Consider the following 19820-nt stretch of genomic DNA (forward strand, 5'->3'; position numbering starts at 1 on the left):
TGACGCGAAGTCTAAGCGCGCCGGCCGCCTCCGCAAGGCGGCGGCCCGGGGATTCGACGCGAAAACCAGTCAGGCCGCGACGCGCAGCCCGGTCCCGCCGCGCGTCTCGCGATGCTCGGTAACGCGATGCACGCCCACCAACTGCCCGAGATTGCCGGCGACGAGATGCACCATCCCGGCCGGCATCTGCTCCATGCCGAGCTCGACGCGCATCCGGCCGCGATGCTGCTGGGACACCATATGGTCGGGCGTCAGGTCGCGCTTGGCGAAGGGCTGGAGCAATCGGGGGAGCAGGCAGGGCGAAGCCTCGGCCTCGACCGTGAAGAGCACGGAAACGGTATGGGACATGGTGGAAAATTCCTGGGAGCGGGTTGCGGCTGCGAGGCCCGGCGCGGTGGCGCGCCACGGCATCGCGGCGCGGGTCAACCGGCCGGGCGCGTAATTCGCAGCGTGGTGCTCTTCAGGAACATGGGCTTGATACTAGGCACGGAGGCTCAGCGAAGCAAGGCCGGCAACAGCGCGTCGAGCCGGACGCGGCCTTCCGCGGTCGCGACCAGGCGCGGGCCCTGCCATTCCAGGTAGCCCTCGTCCAGGCAGGCGCCGAGCATCGCGGGATCGATGGTTTCCAGGAATTTCAGGCCGCTGCGGGCCTCGATGCGCGCCGGTTCCACGCCCTCGGCCAGGCGCAGTCCCATGAGCAGCGCCTCGCGGCCGCGGTCGCGTGGCGAAAGGGTCTCCTCTTCCACGATGGCATGGCCGCTGGCCTGGACGCGCGAGAGCCATTCCTCGGGCGCGCGATGCCGGCGCGTCGCGATCATCGCCCCCCCGAGAAGCAGGCGCTGATGGGCGCCGGCGCCAATGCCGAGATAGTCGCCGTAGCGCCAATAGGCGAGGTTGTGGCGGCTCTCGGCGCCCGGCTTCGCATAGTTGCTGACCTCGTAGGGCGCGAGGCCGAAGCGCGCCGCCTCCTCCGCCGTGGCCTCGTACATCCGGGCCGCGTCCTCCTCCTCCGGGAGCGCGAAGGCGCCGCGCGCATGCTCGGTGAAGAAGCGCGTCCCGGGCTCGATGGTGAGCTGGTAGAGGCTGAGATGATCGGCCGCCAGCGCCAGGGCCTGGCGCAGCTCGGCGCGCCAGGACTCCTCCGATTGGCCGGGGCGCGCATAGATCAGGTCGAAGGACAGCCGCGGAAAGGTGCCGCGCGCCGCTTCCAGCGCGGCGATGGCCTGCCCCGCATCGTGCCGGCGGCCCAGGAAGCGCAGCGCCTCCGCGTCCAGCGACTGCACGCCGAGCGAGGCGCGGTTCACGCCGGCGGCGGCGAATTCGCGCAGCTTGCCGGTCTCCACGCTGGTGGGATTGGCCTCCAGCGTGATCTCGATGTCCTCCGCCGCGTCGAAGAGCTTGCGCGCATCGGCGATGAGGGCCGCGACGGTCTCGGGCTCCATCAGGCTCGGCGTGCCGCCGCCGAAGAAGATGCTGGCCAGCGGGCGCTTCGAGTTCCGGCCGGGCTCTTCCGCCGCGATCCGCTGCGCTTCATGGACGAGCTCCCGCCGCAGCGCCTCGCGGTGCCGCGCATGATCCACGCCGCCTTCGCGCACATGCGAGTTGAAGTCGCAATACGGGCACTTGGAGGCGCAGAAGGGCCAGTGGATGTAGAGGGCGAGGGGCTCGGGCACGGCGCTTATATAGGCGCTTTATCGCGCCCCGATCAGCCTCCGCCGCACCCGGCCCGAGATCCAGTCGATGGCCGCCACGGTGATCACCATCAGGATGATGATGAAGGCCACCTCGTCCCAGTAACGGACGCGGATGCGTTCGGCGATCTGCAGCCCGATGCCGCCCGCGCCCACGACGCCCAGGATGGTCGCGCTGCGCGTGTTGCTCTCGAAGAAGTAGAGCACATGGCCCAGCATGACCGGTGCCACCTGCGGCAGCAAGCCGAAGCGCATCACCATCAGCGAGGAGCCGCCCGAGGCCGCGATGCCCTCAGCCTGCTTCTTCTCGGCATTCTCGGTTGCCTCGGCGAAGAGCTTGGCCAGCACCGCGATATCCGCCGTGGCGATGGCCAGCACGCCGGCCAGCGGGCCGAGGCCCACCGCGCGCACATAGGCCAGCGCCCAGATCAGCGAATCCACGCCGCGCATGCCGTCGAAGAAGCGGCGCAGCGAGAAGCGGAACAGCGTGTTCGTCACCACGTTGCGCGCGCCGAGAAAGCCCAGCGGCAGGGCGATGACCGCGGCGATGCAGGTGCCGAGGAAGGCCATGGCGAGGCTCTCGCCGATGCCGCGCAGGATATCCAGCCAGAGCTCGCCGGGCGAGGGCGGGATCATCAGGCGGACGATCACCATCAGCCCGTTCAGCCCGTTCCAGATCCGCTGCGGCGTGACCTCGAACATCCAGAGCGTGCCGATGAGCCAGGCGAGGAAGGCGACGCCACCCAGCATGCGAAGCGCCTTGCCGCGCGGGCTCGGACCGAAAGCGCGCGGCATGCGCGCGCGCCAGGCGTCGATCTCGGCGGGAATCATATGCGGGCTCACGGCTGGAGCCTCCGATTCAGCTCTCCGCGGCTCGCGCCGCTGCGACCATCGGGGCTCACGTCACCACCTCGATCACGCGGCGCCGCAGCCGCTCGGAGGTCATGTCGATGAGCATCACCGCGAAGATGATCAGCAGGATGATCGCGCTGATCTCCTCGTAGTAGTTGAAGGAGATGACCTTGTAGAGCTCCTCGCCGATGCCGCCCGCGCCCACGAAGCCGATCACGCTGGCCGAGCGCAGGTTCACCTCGAAGCGCAGCATCGCATAGCTCAGCAGATCCGGCAGCGCGGCCGGCAGCACGGCAAAGCGACAGGCCTCGAACCAGGTGCCGCCGGAGGCGCGCACGCCATCCCAGGGGCGTAGCTCCACATTCTCCATCGCATCCGCGAAGAGCTTGCCGAGGGCGCCCGTCGTGTGCAGCGCGATGGCGAGAATGCCGGCCAGCGCCCCCACGCCGAAGGCCCAGACGAAGATGAGCGCGAAGACGATCTCGGGCACGGTGCGCGTGGCTTCGAGCAGGCGCCGCGTCAGTTGGAAGACCCAATTCGGCGCGCCGAGAGTCTTCGCCGCCGGGAAGGCCAGGAGCATCGCCACGGCCGCGCCCATGAGGGTCGCGATGGCGGCCATCTGCGCCGTCTCGAAGAGCAGCAGCAGCCAGGCGTCGAGCCGGTAGAACCAGAAGGCGAGGCTGCCCTCGGTCTCCGGGCCGGCGAGGAGGTTCGCCCATTCGAGCGAGGGCAGGACCTTCGACAGATATTCGCCGATGCGTGGGAAGCCGGCGACGACCGAGGCGGGATGGAACTCGCTCATCCAGGCCGCGGCGGCGAGGAGAACGGCAAGCACGGCGACGCCGACCAGCGTGGTCGCGCGGCGTTGCCGGCGCAGGTCGCGGAAGGCCGCCTCCTGCGCCGAAATGGCGGTCGAGCCGGGTGCATGCATCAGGAGATGGAACTCACAAATTCATCCGTGCTGAAGACGAGGGCACAGGATCAGCTTCTGCGGCGACGCGCGGCCGCTTCCTCGCGGCGAAGGTCGACGATGATCTGGAAGATGTCATGCGTCGCCTCGCGGTAGCCCTGGCCGCCGCCGCGCTCGATCTGCTCGTAGATCGCCGGATGGGTCTTCGGCAGCGCCAGATGGAACAGCTTCATGTCCTCCTGGAAGGAGGCGGGCAGCTCGCTGCGCGAGGCGAGCGGGCCGTTCGGGATCGGATCCGAGGTCCAGAGCACGCGGAGATCGGCCATGTTCACCATGCCCTTCTCGACCATGGCGCGGAGGTTGCCGCGGCTGTAGCCCTGCGCCGGATCGCCCTGGCCCGACACCCAGGTCACGGCGCCGTCGTACTGGCGCTGCAGCACGGCCACGACCGCCTGCTCATGGCCGCCGCCGAAGCCCGTGCGGGAGAAGTACTGGCCCGGCTCGACGCCGATGCCCTGACGGCGCAGCGCGAAGCGGGGGATCAGGTAGCCCGAGGTGGAGTTCGGATCGGCCCAGGCCAAGCTCTTGCCGCGCATCTGCTCGAGGTTCTGGATGCCGCTGTCGGAACGGACGATCAGCACGGAGTGGTAGGCGATGGAGCCGTCATTTTCCTCCGGCACCACCAGCGGCGTGATGCCGCCATGGGTGTCGAGCCAGGCGCCGGCATAGCCGGAGGAGCCGAGCATGGACATCTCGATCTGCTTCGCGCTGAAGGCCTGCAGCACGCCCGCATAGTCGCTGGCCGGGAAGAGCCGGACCGGAACCTTGAAGGTCTCCTGCAGCAGGTTCTGATAGGCGCCGAAGCGACCGAGGCGGTCCGCCTCGTTCTCGCCGCCCAGCAGGCCGATGCGCAGGGTGGGAACCTGGTCGGCCCAGGCCTTGCGGCCGGCGGCCGGCATGGCGACGCCGGCATCGGCCGTGCGGCGCATGACGGGGGCGGCGGCCTGGCCACGCGCGATCTGCGGGAGCAGCGCGGAGGCCCCGAGGGCCAGCGCGCCGAGGCGACGGCGGTTGATCATGTTCCTACTCCGTGCGGTGTTCAGGCCAGCGCCGTCTGGCGCGGCATGTCGAAAGCGGGGGAGGCCTTCACGGCGAGGGCAGCCTCGGCCTGGAACTCGGCCTCGGTGATGCCGTAGATCTGCGTGATGCGGGCCGGGCTGAGCTCGGACGGCGCGCCGTCGAAGACCACGCGGCCCTGCTGCATGGCGACGACGCGGCCGCAATATTCGCGCGCGGTGTCGAGGTGGTGGAGGTTCACCAGCACGGTGATTCCGTCGCGGTTCACCTGGGCCAGCGCGTCCATCACCGTGCGCGCGTTGCGCGGATCGAGGCTCGCGATCGGCTCGTCGGCGAGAATGAGACGCGGCTGCTGCATCAGCGCGCGGCAGATGGCAACGCGCTGCTGCTGCCCGCCCGAGAGCGTGTCGGAGCGCTGGAGCGCCGTCGGCAACAGGTCGAAACGGTCGAGCGCGGCCAGCGCCATCGCGCGCTCCTCGGGCGAGAACTGGCAGAGCAACGAGCCGAGCCTCGCCAGGAACCCGTGGCGGTGGTTCAGCCGGCCGATCAGCACGTTGGTCAGCACGTCGAGGCGCTGCACGAGGTTGAATTGCTGGAAGATCATGGCGCATTCCGTCCGCCAGTCGCGCAAAGCGCGCCCGCGCAGCGCGGTGACATCACGCCCCTCGAAGCGGATCTGGCCCTCGCTGGGCTCGGCCAGCCGGTTCACCAGACGCAGCAGCGTGGACTTGCCCGCGCCGGAACGGCCGATGACGCCCACCATCTGCCCCGCCGGAATCCGCAGGCTCACGCGGTCCACCGCGGCCTTCGCGCCGAAGCGCCGGCTCAGTCCTTCGATCTCGAGCATCACCACCCTCGTTCAACGAGGCGCGGCATAGGCGGCTTGCGTGACAGCCGCGTGACGGTTGCGCGGAGAGCTGATGACAGACAGGTTGTCCCCAAGAACACCTTCGGAGGACTGCCATGAATTCACGTCGCACGCTGCTGGCCGCACCCGCGGTGCTAGCCCTGCCAGCCTCAGCACAGGAGAACTATCCGAGCCGCGCCATCACCGGCGTCACGGGCTATGCGCCGGGCGGCGTCACTGATGTGAGCGGACGCGCGATCGCCGAGCGAATGTCGCGCGAGCTCGGCGTGCCGGTGGTGATCGAGAATCGCGTCGGCGCGGCCACCGCCGTCGCGAACACCCACGTCGCCCAGGCGCGGCCCGACGGCTACACGCTGCTGATGGGCACCTCGACGCTTGCCATCAATCCGGGCCTGCAGCCCAACCTTACCCCGCGCGATCCGATGCGCGAGCTGGTGCCCGTGGGCATGATGTACCGCACCGCCTTCGCGCTGCACGTCCATCCGAGCCTGCCGGTGCGCAGCACGGCCGAGTTCATCGCCTATTGCCGGGCCAATCCCGGCCGCGTGAATTTCGGCAGCTCGGGCACCGGCGCGGTGAACCATCTCGCCCAGGCGCTGCTCGCCCACCGGACCGGGATCGACGTGGTGCACGTTCCTTTCCGCGGCGGCGCACCGGCCCTGATGGAGCTGCGCACCGGCCGCATCCACGCGATGTTCCAGGCCCTGCTGGAGGCGATCCCGACCTTGCGCGAGGGCAGCACGCGCGGCCTGGGCATCTCCTCGGCCGAGCGCAACGCCCTGCTGCCCGACCTGCCGCCCGTGGCCGAGGCCGTGCCGGGCTTCGAGGCGGTGTTCTGGCAGGGCGTCTTCGCGCCCGCCGGGACGCCGGAGGCGGTGGTGCGCAAGCTCGGCGCGGCGCTCGCCGCCGCAACGTCGGACGCCGCGCTGCGTTCCAGGATGGCGGAGCAGGGTGTAGAGCTCATCACCGGCGACGCGGCCTATCTGCGCGACCTGCTCGCGCGCGAAACCGCGATGTGGGGCGAGCTGATTCGCGGCGCCCAGATCCGTGCGGAGTAGATGGCGATGATTCGTGTGCTTTCCCTCACGCTGGCCCTGGCGCTCGGCGCCTGCGGCCAGCTCGACACCTCGCCCGGCGCCTCCGGCGTGCCGGACACGCCCATCGGCCCGATGAACTTCACGCGTGGCCAGATCACCACCGGCGGCCAGGTGATCCTCGACCGCGAGCTGGTTCCGCGGCGCTAGAGCCTTCTCCGTTCGCAAGGGCTCACGGCAAAGCCTCTAGCCGCTTCTTTTTCGAGCATCTTTATCCGGCCAGACGATTCCGTCTGGTCGGATGATGCTCTGGCCTTTGGCCCCTCAGGCCGCCATGATGCTCCCAACAAAGGATTTTCCAGGGAGGTTCTCATGCGCGGCCTGATGCAGGAGTACCAGCTCCTCGTCTCGTCCATCCTGCGGCACGCGGCGAAGCACCACCGGGGTGCGAAGATCGTCTCGGTCGATCCGGAGGGCGTGGCCGGCCGGGCCGGCTGGCCGGAGGTGGCGCAAGGCGCCGCGAAGCTGGCGCAGGCGCTGGCGCGGCTCGGCGTGAAGCCCGGCGATCGGGTCGCGACGCTCGGCTGGAACTCGCGGCAGCACCTGGAGCTCTACTACGCGGTCTCGGGCATGGGCGCGGTGCTGCACACGGTGAACCCTCGCCTCTTCGCCGACCAGATCGCCTATATCCTCGAGGATGCGCAGGACGTCCTGATCTTCGTCGATCCCGTGGTGCTGCCGGCGCTGGCCGCGATCGCCGATCGCCTGCCGGCATCGGTCCGCGCGGTCGTGCTGATGCGTCCCGCGCCGCGACCCGACCTCGCCGTCGAGGTGCTGGAGCAGGGCGCGCTCTGCGCGGCGGAGTCGGACGACTACGCCTGGCCCGTCCTGGACGAGCGCTCCGCCTCCTCGCTCTGCTACACCTCGGGCACGACCGGCATGCCGAAGGGGGTGCTCTACTCGCACCGCTCGACGGTGCTGCACGCCATGGCCGCCATCCAGCCCGACGCCTTCGGGCTCGCCGCGGTGGATGTCGCGATGCCCGTCGTGCCGATGTTCCATGTGAACGCCTGGGGCATCCCCTATGCCGCGCCGATGTCCGGCGCTTCGCTGGTGCTGCCTGGGCCGAAGCTCGATCCCGCGAGCCTGTTCCACCTGTTCGAGACCGAAGGCGTCACCTTCTCGGCCGGCGTGCCGACGATCTGGACGCTGATGCTGCAATGGCTGCGTGAGGATCCGTCGCGCCGCTTCGCGAAGCCGCCGCGGCTGGTGGTGGGCGGCACGGCGCTGCCCGTCGCGATCACCGCGGGCTTCCTGAAGGAATACGGCGTGCCGATCCTGCATGCCTGGGGCATGTCGGAGATGAGTCCGCTGGGCAGCCTCAACGCGCCGAAGCCCGAGAATGCGGATTGGGATCAGGACCGGCTGCTCGACTACGGCCGCAAGCAGGGCCGCGCCCTCTTCGGCGTGGATTTCCGCGTGCTGGACGGCGACGGAAAGCCCATCGCCGAGGACGGCGTCGCCTTCGGCGAGCTGGAGGTGCAGGGCCCCTGGGTGGCCGGCGGCTATTTCAATCGCGAGAGCGATCCCGCCGTCACGCCGGACGGATGGTTCCGCACCGGCGATGTCGTGACGATCGACGCGCTGGGGCAGATCGAGATCGTCGATCGCGCGAAGGACGTCATCAAGTCGGGCGGCGAGTGGATCAGCTCCATCACGCTGGAGAACCTGGCCATGGCGCATCCCGACGTCGCGCTGGCGGCGGCGATCCCGGTGCACCATCCGAAATGGGATGAACGGCCGCTGCTGCTGGTCGTGCCGCGACAGGGCACGGAGCCGACGCCGGAGAGCATCCTCGCGGTGCTGGAGGGGAAGGTCGCGAAGTGGTGGATGCCCGACCGCGTGGAGTTCCTGGAGACGCTGCCGCTCACGGCGACGGGCAAGCTGTGGAAGGCGGAGCTGAAGCGGCGGTTCAAGGACTACTCGCTGCCCGGCTGACCTGGCCTGGGCTACGAGAGCGGATGGCTGACACGGATCAGCACCCGATCTGCGCGCACCGTGTGCTGGAGAGCACCTTCGGTCCGGTCTCGGTCTGGATGGAAGCTCCCGCCCCCGAGGGCGACGACGACGACGACTGCTGCCGCCACCACATCAAAGGCCCGCGCACGGACGCGTGAGCTGTGCCATTCGGTCGCTGGCGAAGGGACGTGATCCGTCCTCCTCTGCCCAGGCCCGAGGCGCGGCTGCGCGCGGATGAGGCAGAACGGTCGGCGCGACATCCGCGCGGGCCATTTGGCTGCTTGCGCGCGTCCTGGCCGGAGCCCTCCAATTCCCTGTCTCGTCAGGGAGAGGCCCACCCATGAAATCCATCCTCCGCCAGCTCGGCCTCGCCGCCGCGCTGCTGGCCGTTCCGCTCGCGGCGATGTCTCCCGCCGGGGCCCAGCAGCCGCGGACCTTGCGCATCGCCATGACCGCCGCGGACGTGCCGACCACCACCGGCATGCCCAACAACGGCTTCGAGGGCATGCGCTTCCTCGGCTATCCGATCTTCGAGGGGCTGGTGCTGTGGGATCTTTCGCGCACCGACCAGCTTGCCCCGCTGCGTCCCGGCCTGGCCGAATCCTGGCGGCAGGATCCCGCCGATCCGCAGACCTGGCTGTTCACCCTGCGCCAGGGCGTGAAGTTCCATGACGGCTCGGACTTCAACGCCGATGCGGTGATCTGGAACCTCGACCGCTACTTCAACAACCAGAGCCCGCAATACGATGCGGCGGGCGCCGGCATCACCCGGGCACGCGCTCCGCTCGTCGAAAGCTTCCGCAAGGTGGACGAGCGCACCGTCGCGATCCGCACCACGCGCGTGGCCAGCTACTTCCCCTATATGGCCGTCTACATGCTCTTCACCTCGCCCCGGAGCTTCGAGGCGGCCGGGCGCGACTGGGGCCGCGTCGCCACGCTCCCCGCCGCCGGCACCGGACCCTTCCGCATCACGCGCTTCGTGCCGCGCACCTCGGTCGAGCTCGGCAAGAACGAGAACTACTGGGACCGCGGCCGCATCCCGCGGCTCGACCGCGTGCTGCTGCTGCCCATGCCCGAGGCAACGACGCGCCTCGCCGCGCTCCGCTCGGGCCAGGTGGACTGGATCGAGGTGCCGCCGCCGGACGCCATCGCCTCGCTGCGCGGCGCCAACTTCGCCATCACCACCGGCTCCTATCCGCATGTCTGGCCCTATATGCTCCAGACGGGCGGCGACGGCCCGCTGCGCGACCCGCGCGTGCGCCAGGCGCTGAACTACTGCGTGGACCGCGCCGGCATGGTCGAGATGCTGAACGGCACGGCGGAGCCCAGCGTCGGCTGGCTCAAATCCTCCGACCCGAACTTCGGCACGCCGGAGAACCGCTACACCTTCGATCCCGCGCGCGGCCGGCGCCTGCTGGCCGAGGCCGGCTACAACGCGCAGCGCCCGCTCGCCTTCAAGGCCATGATCTCGACCTCCGGCTCGGGCCAGATGCTGCCCCTGCCGATGAACGAGTTCCTCCAGCAGAACCTGCGCGAGGCCTGCGGCGTGAACCTCTCCTTCGAGGTGACGGAGTGGAACACGCTGCTGACCGCGACGCGCGCCGCGCCCGGCTCGCCCCAGCTCGCGGGCTCGGTGGCGCTGAACGTCTCCTCGCCTTCGAGCGACCCCGCGGTGGCGGCGCGCTATTTCCTCCAGGCCTTCGTGCCGCCGAACGGCTTCAACTGGCCGCAATGGAACGACCCGGAGTTCGAGGCGGCCTTCGCGCGGCTGGAGCGCGCGACGAGCGAGGCCGAGTTCAACGCGGCCTATGCGGCGGCGCATGCCCGCCTCGTGGACAACCCGCCCTGGCTCTACATCGTGCACGACCTGAACCCGCGCGCGATGACGCGGCGCGTGCGGAACTTCGTCAGCCCGCAATCCTGGTTCGTGGATCTCGTGCCGATCGACCTCCAGTAGATTTACATGCGCGGCAGTCCGGCGATGATGGGGCATTCCACCAAGGGAAGCGCCCCATGATCGTCGACGTCCGCATCTACACCTGCCTGCCGAACCGCATGAACGAGTTCGTGAACCTCTACGAGGAGAAGGCCTGGCCGCTGCAGCTCAAATATCTGGAGAACTGCCTGGGCTGGTACACGACCGTGGAGGGCGAGCTGAACACCGTCGTCCATCTCTGGGCCTACAAGGACCAGGGCGACCGCGAGCAGCGCCGCGCGGCCATGGCCGCCGACCCCGCCTGGGGCGAGTTCCTGGCCGCCGTGGGCAAGGCCGGCTGCCTCGTGAAGATGGAGAACCGCATCACGAAGGAAGCGCCGCACTTCGCGAAGTGGAAGGCGAAGGCCTGATCCCGCCGCCCGGCCGGGGAAGCCCGGCCGGGCGATCGCGACCTCAGACCTTCAGCGTGCCGGCCATCGCCGCCTGGTAGCGCGTGCCGATCTTCGCCCAGTCCAGCACGTCCCACCACTTGCCGACATACTCGGCGCGGCGGTTCTGGTAGCGCAGGTAATAGGCGTGCTCCCACACGTCGTTGCCCATCAGCATGCGATGCCCGTCCATCAGGGGACTGTCCTGGTTGGGCTTGGTCACGATCGCCAGCCGCCCCTCGCGCGTCACCGTCACGAAAGCCCAGCCCGAGCCGAAGACGCTCATCGCCGCCGCGTTGAAGCGGTTCTTGAACTCGCCGAAGCCGCCGAGGTCGCGGTCGATCGCCGCCTTCACAGGGCCCGCGGCCTCGCCGCCCGCGCCGCCCATGATCTCCCAGAACATGGTGTGGTTGGCATGCCCGCCGCCGAAGTTGCGCAGCCGCGTGCGCAGCGCCTCGGGCGCCTGGTTCACCTGCATCACCAGCTCGTCCAGCGGCAGGCGCGCCAGCGCATCCTGCCCGGCCACGGCCGCGTTGAGCCCGGTCACATAGGCCTGGTGGTGGAAGCGCCAGTGGAGCTCCATGGTGCGCGCGTCGATCGCGGCCTCGTTCTTGTCGAAGCCGTAGCCGAGCTGGGGCAGGGTGAAGGGGCCGGTCGGGGCTGCCGCGGGCGCCTGGGCCGCGGCGGGACGCAAGAAGCCGGCGAGACCGAGGCCGGCGGCGCCGAGCACCAGGCCGCGGCGTTGGATGAAGGCCATATGTGGTTCCTCCCTGGGGGCCGTCCGGAGATGGGGCCCCGCCCGGGGAACGTCTATAGCCGCATCCCGGCCGGCCCCGCCCGGAAAATTCGGCGACCGGCCCGCCTGCTTGCCAGCCCCCTCCCCCCGCGCTACCGCCGGGGGAACACGTTCCGAGGACCCGAGATGAGCGAAGCCAGCCTGATCCTGAACCGCGAAGGCGCCGCCGGTACCCTGCTGATGAACCGGCCCAAGGCGCTGAACGCGCTCGACATCGGGATGATCCGGGATTTCGCCGCCGCCATCGCGCAGTGGAAGGACGACGCTTCGGTCAAGCTCGTGATCCTCGAGGGCGCCGGCGGCCGCGCCTTCTGCGCCGGCGGCGACGTGCGCGCCGTCCGCGAGGCGGCCGTCGCCGGCGACCGCGCGCCCGTCGCCGCCTTCTTCACCGAGGAATACGCGGTGAACGAGGGCATCGCGCTCTTCCCCAAGCCCTGGGTCTCGCTGATCGACGGCGTCTGCATGGGCGGCGGCATCGGGCTCGCCATCCACAACGGCCCGCGCGTCGTCAGCGAGCATGCGCTGCTGGCCATGCCCGAGACGGCCATCGCGCTCTTCCCCGATGTCGGCACCAGCTATGTGCTGCCGCGCCTGCCCAATTCGATCGGCACCTGGCTCGCGCTCACCGGCGCGCGGCTGAACGGCGCGGATGCCGTGCATGCCGGCCTCGCCACGCATTTCGTCCCGCGCGAGAAGTTTTCCGCAATGCGCGCCGCGCTGGTCGGAAGCGGCGACGCGCAGGTCGTCGGGGACTTCGCCGTCCCGCCGCCGGAAGCCAGCTTCGCCCCGCATATGGAGGCCATCGGTCGCTGCTTCTCGATGGACAGCATGCTCGGCATCCTCGATGCGCTGGAGGCCGAGGACACCGAATGGTCCGCCGCCCAGATCAAGACGCTGCGCCGGATGTCGCCGACCAGCCTCAGCGTCTCGCTGGAGCTGCTGCGCCGCGGCGCGAAGCTGGACCTGCGCGGCTGCCTGGACGAGGAGCTGAAGCTCACCCGCAGCGTCGTGCACGACCATCCGGATTTCCGCGAGGGCGTGCGCAGCGTGCTCGTGGACAAGGACGGCGCCCCGAACTGGACGCCGAAGACGCTGGAAGAGGTCGAGCCGGCGAAGATCCTGGCGCTGTTCCAGTAGTTCAGCGCAAGGCGCGCTGCCTCAGCGCAGCGCGCCGAGAAGCACGAGGACGACGCCCCCGACCAGCGTCAGCGCGCCCACCACGTCCTTGGTCTTCAGACGCTCGCCCAGGAAGAAGCGGCTGAAGAGCAGGGTGAAGACGATCTCCACCTGCCCCACCGCGCGCACCAGCGCGACCGGCGCCAGCGAGAAGCCGACGAACCAGCAGCTCGACCCGAAGGCCGAGAGCGCGCCCACCTGCATGGAGCTGCGCCAGCTGCGGAAGACGGCGACGAGCTGCTTCGGCTCGGCCAGCAACAGCCAGCCGCCTTGCAGGGCGGTCTGGATCATGTTGGTGACCACGACCGAGAAGAGCGCCTTCAGGATCGCATCCTCGCCCGGCAGTTCGAGATTCGCCTTGCGCACGAAGATCGAGGTGAAGGCGAAGAAGGCCCCGGCGCCGATGCCGCAGAGCGCCGCCGGCTGGAAGGTGGCGCGCCAGATGTCCCGCCCGCTCAGCCCGCGCCCCGCCAGCGTCAGGTACATCACGCCGAAGACGCTGATCGCGATGCCGAGCCAGGAGAGCGCCGGCAGCACCTCGCCGAGCAGGATGATCGACAGCAGGGAGGCCTGCACGGCCTCGGTCTTGGAATAGGCCGTGCCCACGGCGAAGCCGCGCGGCCCGAAGGAGGAGATGAGCAGGTTGGTGCCGAAGATCTGCCCGAGGCCTGCCATCGCGCAAAGCGCGATGAACCACCAGCTCACCGGCCCGAAGCTCCCCCCGAAGATCAGCCAGTAGACCAGCAGGATCATCGCGCCCACGGGCACGCCGTAGAGGTAGCGCACCACCGCGGCGGCATTGAGCGAGAGCTGTCCCCGGAGCCGCTGCTGGAGGGCGGTGCGCCAGCACTGGAACAGCGCGGCGGAGAGGGTGATGAAGACCCAGAGCGGCACTCGGAAAACCCCTTGATCGGGGCAGCTTACCTAACGCCTCGTGCGCCGCCAGCCGGGGTCCTCGACGGCCAGCCATGCCAGGCCGGACCGGCGCAGCATGGTCGCCGCCTCGGCCTCGGCGGCCGCCACGATCTCCGCCTCGTCCAGATGCGGGGTCCGGCGGTCCTCCATCAGCAGCTCGCCGCCGATGACCACGTCGCGCACATCGGCGCCGGTCGCGAAGCACACCACCCGCCAGACCGGCATATTGGCCGGGACCATGTGCGGCGCGGTGAGATCCACCGTGATGAGGTCGGCGCGCTTGCCCGCTTCCAGGCTGCCGATCTCGCGCTCCAGGCCGATGGCGCGCGCCGCGTCGATCGTGATCATCTCCAGCGCGCGGCCGGGCGGGATCAGCGAGGCGTCGCGCTCCGCGCGCTGGGCGTAGCGCATGGCCTCGAAGGCATGGCGGAAGAGGTCGCCGCTGCGGTCGGGCGCCGTGCCGTCGCTGCCCACGGCGACATTCACCCCGGCATCCAGCAGCTTCGCCACCGGGCAGAAGCCGGTGACGGCGGCGATGGCCGTCGGGTTGTGCACCACATGCGCCGCCGATTTCACCAGGGCCGCGATGTCGGCCTCCGTGAGGTCGGTGCAATGGGACAGGAAGGCGTCCGGCCCCAGCAGGCCGAACATGTCCTGCGCCATGGCGATGCTGCCGGCGCGGTGCCCGTCCTGGTGGAAGATCGTGTTGAAGGTCGCTCCCAGCTCGCGGACCTTGCGGCCCTGCGCCTTGATCTCGGCCACGAGGGCCGGGTCGTGCGCGCTCTCGCGGTAGACCGGCATCATGGTGCAGAGGCGCATCCGCCCCTTCCCGTGCAGCCGCTCGAAGAGCAGGCCCATGGTCTCCAACTGGTCCTCGAAGGAGATGGCGCGGGTGCCGCCGTCCTCCATCACGTAGTCGTGCGGGAAGGGCGGGCGCCGGGGGCCCACGGCCATGACCTCGCGGAGGCCAATCTCGGCGATCGCGCGGGCGCGGGCCTCGCCGGCGGCCGGCGTGTCCACCCGCATGATGCAGTCGCCCCCGCCCAGCACGGAGACGCCGGTGGTGACGCCCGCCTTCAGCCGCTCCAGCCCCGCAAGCCGGGCCTCGGCGTACCAGAAGGCGGCGGGCGAGGCGGAGGAGTAGATGACCCGGCAGGCGGCGCTCCACTGCTGGAAATCGCCGTTGCCCAGCGTTTTCACGAGCCCGTGGCCGGCATGGGCATGGGCGTCCACCAGCCCCGGCAGCACGGCCTTGCCGCGCGCGTCCAACACATGTTCCGGCGCGGGGAAGGCTTTCGCGACCTCGTCGCGCGTCCCCACCGCCAGGATCCGGCCGCCCCGCATCGCGATGGCGCCGTCCGGAATGACGCGGCGCTCCTCGTCGAGGGTGATGACGGTTCCGCCGGTGACGAGCAGCTCGCTCATGCGTGCCGCCACGCGAACTCCTGCGGCGGTCCGGCGGTCGGGTCCGCCTCGATCATCTCGCCATTCGTCACCGACTTGCCGGTGAAGGCCAGGATGAACCCCCAATGCGAGACCACGACCGTGTGCGCCCAGTCGTCCAGCGCCGCCATCTCCGCGCGGAACAGGGCCGCGCGGTCCATCACCTGGTCGTGCGGCTCCTCGATGGCGGGCCACCAGACCTCCTCCATCGCGTGGAAGCCCACCTCGGGGAAGCTGGCGCGCAGATGGCTGATGGGCGAGCCGACGTCGCAAACAAAGGCGTAACGTTCCCGCACCGTCGGCGTTACCGTGAGCGGCAGGCCGAGCGCCCGGGCCACCGGCGTCGCGGTCTCGATCGCGCGGGTATAGGGCGAGACGATGATCCGGCGGATGTCGCGCCGGGCCAGCACTCCGGCCGCCTTGGCCGCCTGCTCATGCCCCAGCGGGGTGAGCTTCGGATCGACGATCCCGGGATCGACCCGGGTGGCCGAGAAGTGGAGGTTGAACTCGCTCTGTCCGTGCCGGAGGAAGATCATGCCCGAGGCGTAGCCGGAGGTCTCCGGTGCGGCAAGCGGGCGATTCAGGAACAAGACATTGCGGCGAGGCCATGCCTTGCCTAAGTAGATGAGGCTTGGAGGTCCCAATGTCGGGCGGTTTTCCCATCGATCTGATTCTGTTCGCCATGGTTGCGGCCTTCCTGGTGCTGCGCCTGCGCAGCGTGCTGGGCAAGCGCCAGGGCTTCGAACGGCCGCCGGCCACGCCCGGCTTGCCCGAGGCCCGCACGGCCCGCGTCGAGGCCGTGACGGAGGACATCGCCGCCGCCCGCGCGGACGGTGCGCGGCGGACCCTGCCGCCTTCCTCCAGCGCGGCCGGCCAGGGCCTGGCCCGCATCGCGGCCGTGGACCCCAGCTTCGAGCCCAATGCCTTCCTGGACGGGGCGGAGGGCGCTTTCCGCATGATCGTCGCCGCCTTCGCCCAGGGCGACCGGCAGACGCTGCGCGGCCTGCTCTCCGACGACACCTATGCCGGCTTCGAGCAGGCGGTGACGGCGCGCGAGAATGCCGGCGAGAGCCAGCGTACCGAGATCCGCGCCATGCAGGAGATCGCGGTCGAGGGCGCCGCGCTGAACGGCAACCTGGCCGAGGTGACGGTGCGCTTCGTCTCCGACCAGGTGAACATCACCACGCGGAACCAGGAGATCGTCGCCGGCGCCGATGCGGTGACCGAGGTGGTCGACATCTGGACCTTCCAGCGCGACGTGTCGCAGAAGGACCCGACCTGGAAGCTGACGGCCACGCGCAGCGGCTGAAGGCGTTCCGTCGGAGGCGCGGCCTTAGTTAGCCAGGCGCCTCCTTTCCTGTCTCCGCCATCCGATGCTCCGCCAGATGCGCGGAGAGCTGCTCGATCACATGGATCATCTTGATGATCTCCTGCTCCCGCAGCGAGTCCAGCTTGGCGTGCAGCGCCTCGATCTCCAGCTCCGCCTTCACGTTCACGCGATAGTCGAACTCCGCGTGCCTCCGGTCGATCTCCGACTGCCGGTTCTGGCTCATCATGATGATGGGCGCCGTGTAGGCCGCCTGGAAGGAGAGCGCGAGGTTCAGCAGGATGAACGGGTAGGGGTCCCACCGCAGGACGTAGCCGGTGACGTTCAGCGCGATCCAGATCGCGAGCAGGGCGCTCTGGATGATGATGAAGCGCCAGGAGCCGACGGTCGCCGCCACGAAGTCTGCGACGCGCTGGCCGGTATCCGTGTGGAGCGGCCTCTTGCTGCGCGCCGGCTTCTCCGCCCGCAGACTGAGGAGCTGGGCCTTCTCCTCGGCGGTGAGATGGGTGTGGGGCATGCGGCCTGATCCCGTTCGTTCCGGGTCCAGGCTACGCCTTCGCGGTCTCGGCCGGCCAGGACGCTGGCTCAGGCCTGCTTGTGCTCGATCAGCTCCTTGCGGATCTTCCGGCCGCGCTGGATGCGGTCGACGATGAACTCCTCCTGGCCCCAGCGGATGGCCCGGCCGAAGGCCTGGGCGTCCTCGGTGAAGCGGGCCAGCATCTCCAGCACCGCGGGGCGGTTGTTCAGGAAGACGTCGCGCCACATGGCCACGTCGCTGCCGGCGATCCGCGTGAAGTCGCGGAAGCCGGAGGCGGCGAATTTCAGCACGCTCTCGCGCGTCTCTTCCGAGAGGTCGTCCGCCGTGCCGCAGATGGTGAAGGCGATGAGATGCGGCAGATGCGAGACGATCGCCACGACCTTGTCATGCGTCGCCGCGTCCATGCACTCGATCATGGCCCCGCAGCGCAGCCACATCTCCCGAAGCGCGGCGATGGCGGCCGGATCCGTCCCCTCGGGCGGGGTGAGGATGGTGTACCGGCCCTCGAAGAGGCTGGAAAATCCGGAATCGGGGCCGGAGAACTCCGTGCCCGCCATGGGATGCGCGGGGACCAGATGCACGCCGGCCGGCAGCAGCGGCTGAAGGTCGCGCAGCACGGAGCCCTTGGTGGAGCCCACGTCGCTGAGGATGGCGCCCGGCTTCAGATGGGGCGCGATCCGCGCCATCACCTCGGCATAGGCGCCGACGGGCACGCAGAGGATGACGCAGTCCGCGCCCTCGACGGCCCTGGCCGGATCCTCCTCCACACGATCCGCGAAGCCGAGCTCGCGCACGCGGTCCAGGGTCTTGCCGCTGCGGGCGCTGACCACGACCTCGCGCGCGATGCCGCCGGTCTCCCGGGCCCGGCGGGCGATGGAGCCGCCGATGAGCCCCGCGCCGATCAGGCAGAGCCGGCCGAAAAGCGGCTCAACCATCCTTCATGAAGGCCGCCAGCGCCTCCGCGACCAAGGTGCATTCCTCGCTTGTGCCGATGGTGATGCGCAGGCAGTGGCCGAGGCCATAGGCGCCCATGGCGCGCACGATCAGTCCGCGCGCGCGCAGATAAGCGTCGGCGGCCTTCGCCGTCTCGCCGGTCGCGAAGTCGGCGAGGATGAAGTTGCCGTGGCTCGGCCAGACCTTGATGCCCACGGCCTCCAGCGCCGCCGTCAGCTTGCCGCGCCATTCCGCGTTGTGGGCGATGGACTTCTCCACCCAGCCCGGCTCGGACAAAGCGGCGATGCCAGCCGCCTGGGCGCCCGCATTCACGTTGAAGGGCCCACGGATGCGGGCCAGGATGTCCATGACCTCGGCCGGCAGATAGGCCCAGCCCAGGCGCAGCCCGCCGAGGCCGAAGATCTTGCTGAAGGTGCGCGTCATCACCGTGTTGCCCGACGCGTCCACCAAGGCCTGGCCCGGATCGAAATCCGGGTCGGTGACGTATTCGGCATAGGCCGCGTCGATCACCAGCAGGATATCGCCCCGCAGCCCCGCGCGCAGGCGGCGCACCTCGGAGCTCGGCAGCAGCGTGCCGGTCGGGTTGTTCGGATTGGCCAGGCAGACGATGCGCGTGCGCGGGCCGACCGCGGCCAGGATCGCATCCACATCCGCCGTGAGGTTCTTCTCCGGCACCTTGATGACGTGGCAGCCGGCATAGCGCCCGGTCAGGTCGTACATCACGAAGCCGTGTGCCGACATGACGAGCTCGGTGCCCTCGCCGCCATAGGCAAGGATCAGATAGGCCAGCAGCTCGTCCGAGCCGTTGCCGCAGAGGATGCGCGCGGGATCCAGCCCGAAGCGCCCGCCGATCGCCTCGCGCAGCCCGCTCGAACTGGGGTCGGGATAGCGGTGCAGGTCCTTCGCGATGGCCGCATAGGCCTCCATCGCCGCCGGCGGCGGCCCGAAGGCGCCCTCGTTGCTGGAGAGCTTCACGATCCGGTTCACGCCGGGGATCTTCGACTCGCCGCCCACATAGGGCTCGATCGAGAGGATGGAGGGGCGGGGTGTCAGGACGCTCAAGGCTTCGCTCCGCGCTCGGGGATCGCATAACGGCCGAGGACGACCGCGTCGGCCGGCGGTTCGCCCAGGGTCTCGATCAGCGCGCGGGTGAAGCCCTCCTCGCGGCGCATGGCCACGACGCGGCCGGGGCCGGAGAGCGTGGCCAGCGCGGCGCGGCTCGGCTCGCCCGAGACCTCGAGCCGCAGCAGCGTCGCGTCCTTGCCCGAGGAATCGGCCGGGTGCAGACCGATGACCGCCGCTTCCAGCGGCGGCTCGCGGTCGCTGTAGAAGGGCAGCCGGGCGATCACGGAGAGGTGGTGCGGGTCGAAATGCGCCCACCATTCCTCGGCGTTCTTGTCGCTCTCGCGCGGCCAGGGGAGGATGGCGATGCTGGCGTCCCGCCCGCCGAGGGCGGCGAGCGCCGCGTGCAGCGAGGGATGCTGGCGCTGCGGCGTGCTCGCGCCGAAATGCTCGGCCGCCAGCCGCGCCAGGGCCGGGTCCGGCGGCAGGGCGATGGAGAAGTTGCCCTGCTGGGCGACGGAGCTGGCGAAGAGCTCCCGCCAAAGACGCACCAGGGCGACACGCGGCAGGGGACCGGCATGGCGTCCGAGCAGGCGGCGCAGGATGGCGGCCTCGCGTCCGGGGCGAAGCACCGTGCCGGCCGGCTTCGCGCCGCCGGCGGCCAGGCGCTGCACCACCTGGGCGCGGCGGACGAGAAGATCCTGCAGGGCGTCGTCGAGCGTGTCGATCTCGGCGCGCAGGGCGCCCAGGGTTTCGCTGTCGGTCTCGCTGGCGGTCGGGGCGTCGGGCATGGG

At 70.1% G+C, this 19820-nt stretch carries 22 protein-coding genes; 8 read left to right on the forward strand and 14 right to left on the reverse strand.

Features of this window, described 5'->3' with window-relative positions:
* Positions 1-69: 69 nt before the first annotated feature.
* From EJV46_RS10545 to phnC, 6 genes are all read right to left on the reverse strand, one after another.
* A complete protein-coding gene (locus EJV46_RS10545; protein WP_131548581.1) occupies positions 70-348 on the reverse strand; it encodes a hypothetical protein in 279 nt (92 codons plus the stop codon).
* A gap of 146 nt (positions 349-494) precedes the next feature.
* Positions 495-1673: a radical SAM family heme chaperone HemW gene (gene hemW / locus EJV46_RS10550; protein ID WP_131548582.1), complete on the reverse strand. Its 1179-nt coding sequence runs from the start codon at positions 1671-1673 to the stop codon at positions 495-497.
* Positions 1674-1691: 18 nt separating this feature from the next.
* Positions 1692-2534: a phosphonate ABC transporter, permease protein PhnE gene (phnE, locus tag EJV46_RS10555; protein WP_240782502.1), complete on the reverse strand. Its 843-nt coding sequence runs from the start codon at positions 2532-2534 to the stop codon at positions 1692-1694.
* Positions 2535-2589: 55 nt separating this feature from the next.
* A complete protein-coding gene (phnE, locus tag EJV46_RS10560) occupies positions 2590-3474 on the reverse strand; it encodes a phosphonate ABC transporter, permease protein PhnE (RefSeq protein WP_131548583.1) in 885 nt (294 codons plus the stop codon).
* A 50-nt stretch (positions 3475-3524) separates the two neighbouring features.
* Positions 3525-4532, reverse strand: coding sequence for a phosphate/phosphite/phosphonate ABC transporter substrate-binding protein (phnD, locus tag EJV46_RS10565; RefSeq protein WP_131548584.1), 1008 nt, complete (start codon positions 4530-4532; stop codon positions 3525-3527).
* Between the two features lie 20 nt (positions 4533-4552).
* Complete coding sequence (gene phnC / locus EJV46_RS10570) at positions 4553-5377, reverse strand: phosphonate ABC transporter ATP-binding protein (RefSeq protein WP_131548585.1); 825 nt, start codon at positions 5375-5377, stop codon at positions 4553-4555.
* A 116-nt stretch (positions 5378-5493) separates the two neighbouring features.
* Here phnC and EJV46_RS10575 point away from each other — a divergent pair, with 116 nt between their 5' ends.
* The 6 genes from EJV46_RS10575 (at position 5494) to EJV46_RS10595 (ending at position 10797) form a co-directional block, all read left to right on the forward strand.
* Positions 5494-6456 carry a tripartite tricarboxylate transporter substrate binding protein gene (locus tag EJV46_RS10575; protein WP_131548586.1) on the forward strand — a complete coding sequence of 321 codons (963 nt, stop codon included), beginning with the start codon at positions 5494-5496 and terminating at the stop codon, positions 6454-6456.
* Between the two features lie 6 nt (positions 6457-6462).
* On the forward strand, positions 6463-6642 hold the full coding sequence (locus EJV46_RS10580) for a hypothetical protein (RefSeq protein ID WP_131548587.1): 180 nt from the start codon (positions 6463-6465) through the stop codon (positions 6640-6642).
* Positions 6643-6804: 162 nt separating this feature from the next.
* Positions 6805-8430, forward strand: coding sequence for a long-chain-fatty-acid--CoA ligase (locus EJV46_RS10585; RefSeq protein ID WP_131548588.1), 1626 nt, complete (start codon positions 6805-6807; stop codon positions 8428-8430).
* Between the two features lie 23 nt (positions 8431-8453).
* A complete protein-coding gene (locus EJV46_RS22790; RefSeq protein WP_165585468.1) occupies positions 8454-8609 on the forward strand; it encodes a hypothetical protein in 156 nt (51 codons plus the stop codon).
* 182 nt (positions 8610-8791) lie between these two features.
* Positions 8792-10408: an ABC transporter substrate-binding protein gene (locus EJV46_RS10590; RefSeq protein ID WP_131548589.1), complete on the forward strand. Its 1617-nt coding sequence runs from the start codon at positions 8792-8794 to the stop codon at positions 10406-10408.
* 56 nt (positions 10409-10464) lie between these two features.
* On the forward strand, positions 10465-10797 hold the full coding sequence (locus tag EJV46_RS10595; protein ID WP_131548590.1) for an NIPSNAP family protein: 333 nt from the start codon (positions 10465-10467) through the stop codon (positions 10795-10797).
* A 43-nt stretch (positions 10798-10840) separates the two neighbouring features.
* Here EJV46_RS10595 and EJV46_RS10600 read toward each other — a convergent pair whose 3' ends face one another.
* The gene (locus EJV46_RS10600; protein ID WP_131548591.1) at positions 10841-11572 is read right to left on the reverse strand and encodes a superoxide dismutase; all 732 of its coding nucleotides are present in this window, start codon (positions 11570-11572) and stop codon (positions 10841-10843) included.
* 165 nt (positions 11573-11737) lie between these two features.
* On the opposite strand from EJV46_RS10600, the gene EJV46_RS10605 reads away from it, so the two are divergent.
* A complete protein-coding gene (locus EJV46_RS10605; RefSeq protein ID WP_131548592.1) occupies positions 11738-12748 on the forward strand; it encodes an enoyl-CoA hydratase/isomerase family protein in 1011 nt (336 codons plus the stop codon).
* Between the two features lie 21 nt (positions 12749-12769).
* Here the strand turns inward: EJV46_RS10605 and EJV46_RS10610 are convergent, their stop codons facing one another.
* From EJV46_RS10610 to EJV46_RS10620, 3 genes are read right to left on the reverse strand one after another with little or no spacing between them, the layout of a single operon-like run.
* Positions 12770-13681, reverse strand: a complete 912-nt coding sequence (locus tag EJV46_RS10610) for a DMT family transporter (protein WP_131548593.1) — start codon at positions 13679-13681, stop codon at positions 12770-12772.
* A gap of 30 nt (positions 13682-13711) precedes the next feature.
* Entirely contained in the window at positions 13712-15127 is a 1416-nt protein-coding gene (locus tag EJV46_RS10615) for an amidohydrolase family protein (protein ID WP_131548594.1), read from the reverse strand.
* The gene (locus EJV46_RS10620; RefSeq protein ID WP_370323077.1) at positions 15124-15735 is read right to left on the reverse strand and encodes a histidine phosphatase family protein; all 612 of its coding nucleotides are present in this window, start codon (positions 15733-15735) and stop codon (positions 15124-15126) included. Before EJV46_RS10620 ends, EJV46_RS10615 begins: the two co-directional genes overlap by 4 nt.
* A gap of 53 nt (positions 15736-15788) precedes the next feature.
* Here EJV46_RS10620 and EJV46_RS10625 point away from each other — a divergent pair, with 53 nt between their 5' ends.
* Positions 15789-16454, forward strand: a complete 666-nt coding sequence (locus tag EJV46_RS10625; RefSeq protein ID WP_131548595.1) for a Tim44/TimA family putative adaptor protein — start codon at positions 15789-15791, stop codon at positions 16452-16454.
* Positions 16455-16482: 28 nt separating this feature from the next.
* Here EJV46_RS10625 and EJV46_RS10630 read toward each other — a convergent pair whose 3' ends face one another.
* The 4 genes from EJV46_RS10630 to EJV46_RS23030 all read right to left on the reverse strand — a co-directional run bounded on the left by EJV46_RS10630 (position 16483) and on the right by EJV46_RS23030 (position 19817).
* Positions 16483-16989 carry a DUF1003 domain-containing protein gene (locus tag EJV46_RS10630; RefSeq protein WP_131548596.1) on the reverse strand — a complete coding sequence of 169 codons (507 nt, stop codon included), beginning with the start codon at positions 16987-16989 and terminating at the stop codon, positions 16483-16485.
* A gap of 68 nt (positions 16990-17057) precedes the next feature.
* A complete protein-coding gene (locus EJV46_RS10635; protein WP_131548597.1) occupies positions 17058-17945 on the reverse strand; it encodes a prephenate/arogenate dehydrogenase family protein in 888 nt (295 codons plus the stop codon).
* Positions 17938-19026: a histidinol-phosphate transaminase gene (hisC, locus tag EJV46_RS10640; protein WP_206020781.1), complete on the reverse strand. Its 1089-nt coding sequence runs from the start codon at positions 19024-19026 to the stop codon at positions 17938-17940. The genes EJV46_RS10635 and hisC overlap by 8 nt, the downstream gene beginning before the upstream one ends.
* Positions 19023-19817, reverse strand: coding sequence for a chorismate mutase (locus EJV46_RS23030; RefSeq protein WP_206020763.1), 795 nt, complete (start codon positions 19815-19817; stop codon positions 19023-19025). The genes hisC and EJV46_RS23030 overlap by 4 nt, the downstream gene beginning before the upstream one ends.
* Positions 19818-19820 lie beyond the last annotated feature (3 nt).

The organism is Roseococcus sp. SYP-B2431, from assembly GCF_004336745.1.
GTDB lineage: Bacteria > Pseudomonadota > Alphaproteobacteria > Acetobacterales > Acetobacteraceae > Roseococcus.

Excerpts from the sequence above, each read along its gene's own strand:
- EJV46_RS10545 (WP_131548581.1), bottom strand. The coding sequence starts at position 348 with ATGTCCCATACCGTTTCCGTGCTCTTCACGGTCGAGGCCGAGGCTTCG.
- phnE (WP_131548583.1), bottom strand. The coding sequence starts at position 3,474 with ATGCATGCACCCGGCTCGACCGCCATTTCGGCGCAGGAGGCGGCCTTC.
- phnD (WP_131548584.1), bottom strand. The coding sequence starts at position 4,532 with ATGATCAACCGCCGTCGCCTCGGCGCGCTGGCCCTCGGGGCCTCCGCG.
- phnC (WP_131548585.1), bottom strand. The coding sequence starts at position 5,377 with ATGCTCGAGATCGAAGGACTGAGCCGGCGCTTCGGCGCGAAGGCCGCG.
- EJV46_RS10575 (WP_131548586.1), top strand. The coding sequence starts at position 5,494 with ATGAATTCACGTCGCACGCTGCTGGCCGCACCCGCGGTGCTAGCCCTG.
- EJV46_RS10580 (WP_131548587.1), top strand. The coding sequence starts at position 6,463 with ATGATTCGTGTGCTTTCCCTCACGCTGGCCCTGGCGCTCGGCGCCTGC.
- EJV46_RS10585 (WP_131548588.1), top strand. The coding sequence starts at position 6,805 with ATGCGCGGCCTGATGCAGGAGTACCAGCTCCTCGTCTCGTCCATCCTG.
- EJV46_RS22790 (WP_165585468.1), top strand. The coding sequence starts at position 8,454 with ATGGCTGACACGGATCAGCACCCGATCTGCGCGCACCGTGTGCTGGAG.
- EJV46_RS10590 (WP_131548589.1), top strand. The coding sequence starts at position 8,792 with ATGAAATCCATCCTCCGCCAGCTCGGCCTCGCCGCCGCGCTGCTGGCC.
- EJV46_RS10595 (WP_131548590.1), top strand. The coding sequence starts at position 10,465 with ATGATCGTCGACGTCCGCATCTACACCTGCCTGCCGAACCGCATGAAC.
- EJV46_RS10600 (WP_131548591.1), bottom strand. The coding sequence starts at position 11,572 with ATGGCCTTCATCCAACGCCGCGGCCTGGTGCTCGGCGCCGCCGGCCTC.
- EJV46_RS10605 (WP_131548592.1), top strand. The coding sequence starts at position 11,738 with ATGAGCGAAGCCAGCCTGATCCTGAACCGCGAAGGCGCCGCCGGTACC.
- EJV46_RS10615 (WP_131548594.1), bottom strand. The coding sequence starts at position 15,127 with ATGAGCGAGCTGCTCGTCACCGGCGGAACCGTCATCACCCTCGACGAG.
- EJV46_RS10625 (WP_131548595.1), top strand. The coding sequence starts at position 15,789 with ATGTCGGGCGGTTTTCCCATCGATCTGATTCTGTTCGCCATGGTTGCG.
- EJV46_RS10630 (WP_131548596.1), bottom strand. The coding sequence starts at position 16,989 with ATGCCCCACACCCATCTCACCGCCGAGGAGAAGGCCCAGCTCCTCAGT.
- EJV46_RS10635 (WP_131548597.1), bottom strand. The coding sequence starts at position 17,945 with ATGGTTGAGCCGCTTTTCGGCCGGCTCTGCCTGATCGGCGCGGGGCTC.
- EJV46_RS23030 (WP_206020763.1), bottom strand. The coding sequence starts at position 19,817 with ATGCCCGACGCCCCGACCGCCAGCGAGACCGACAGCGAAACCCTGGGC.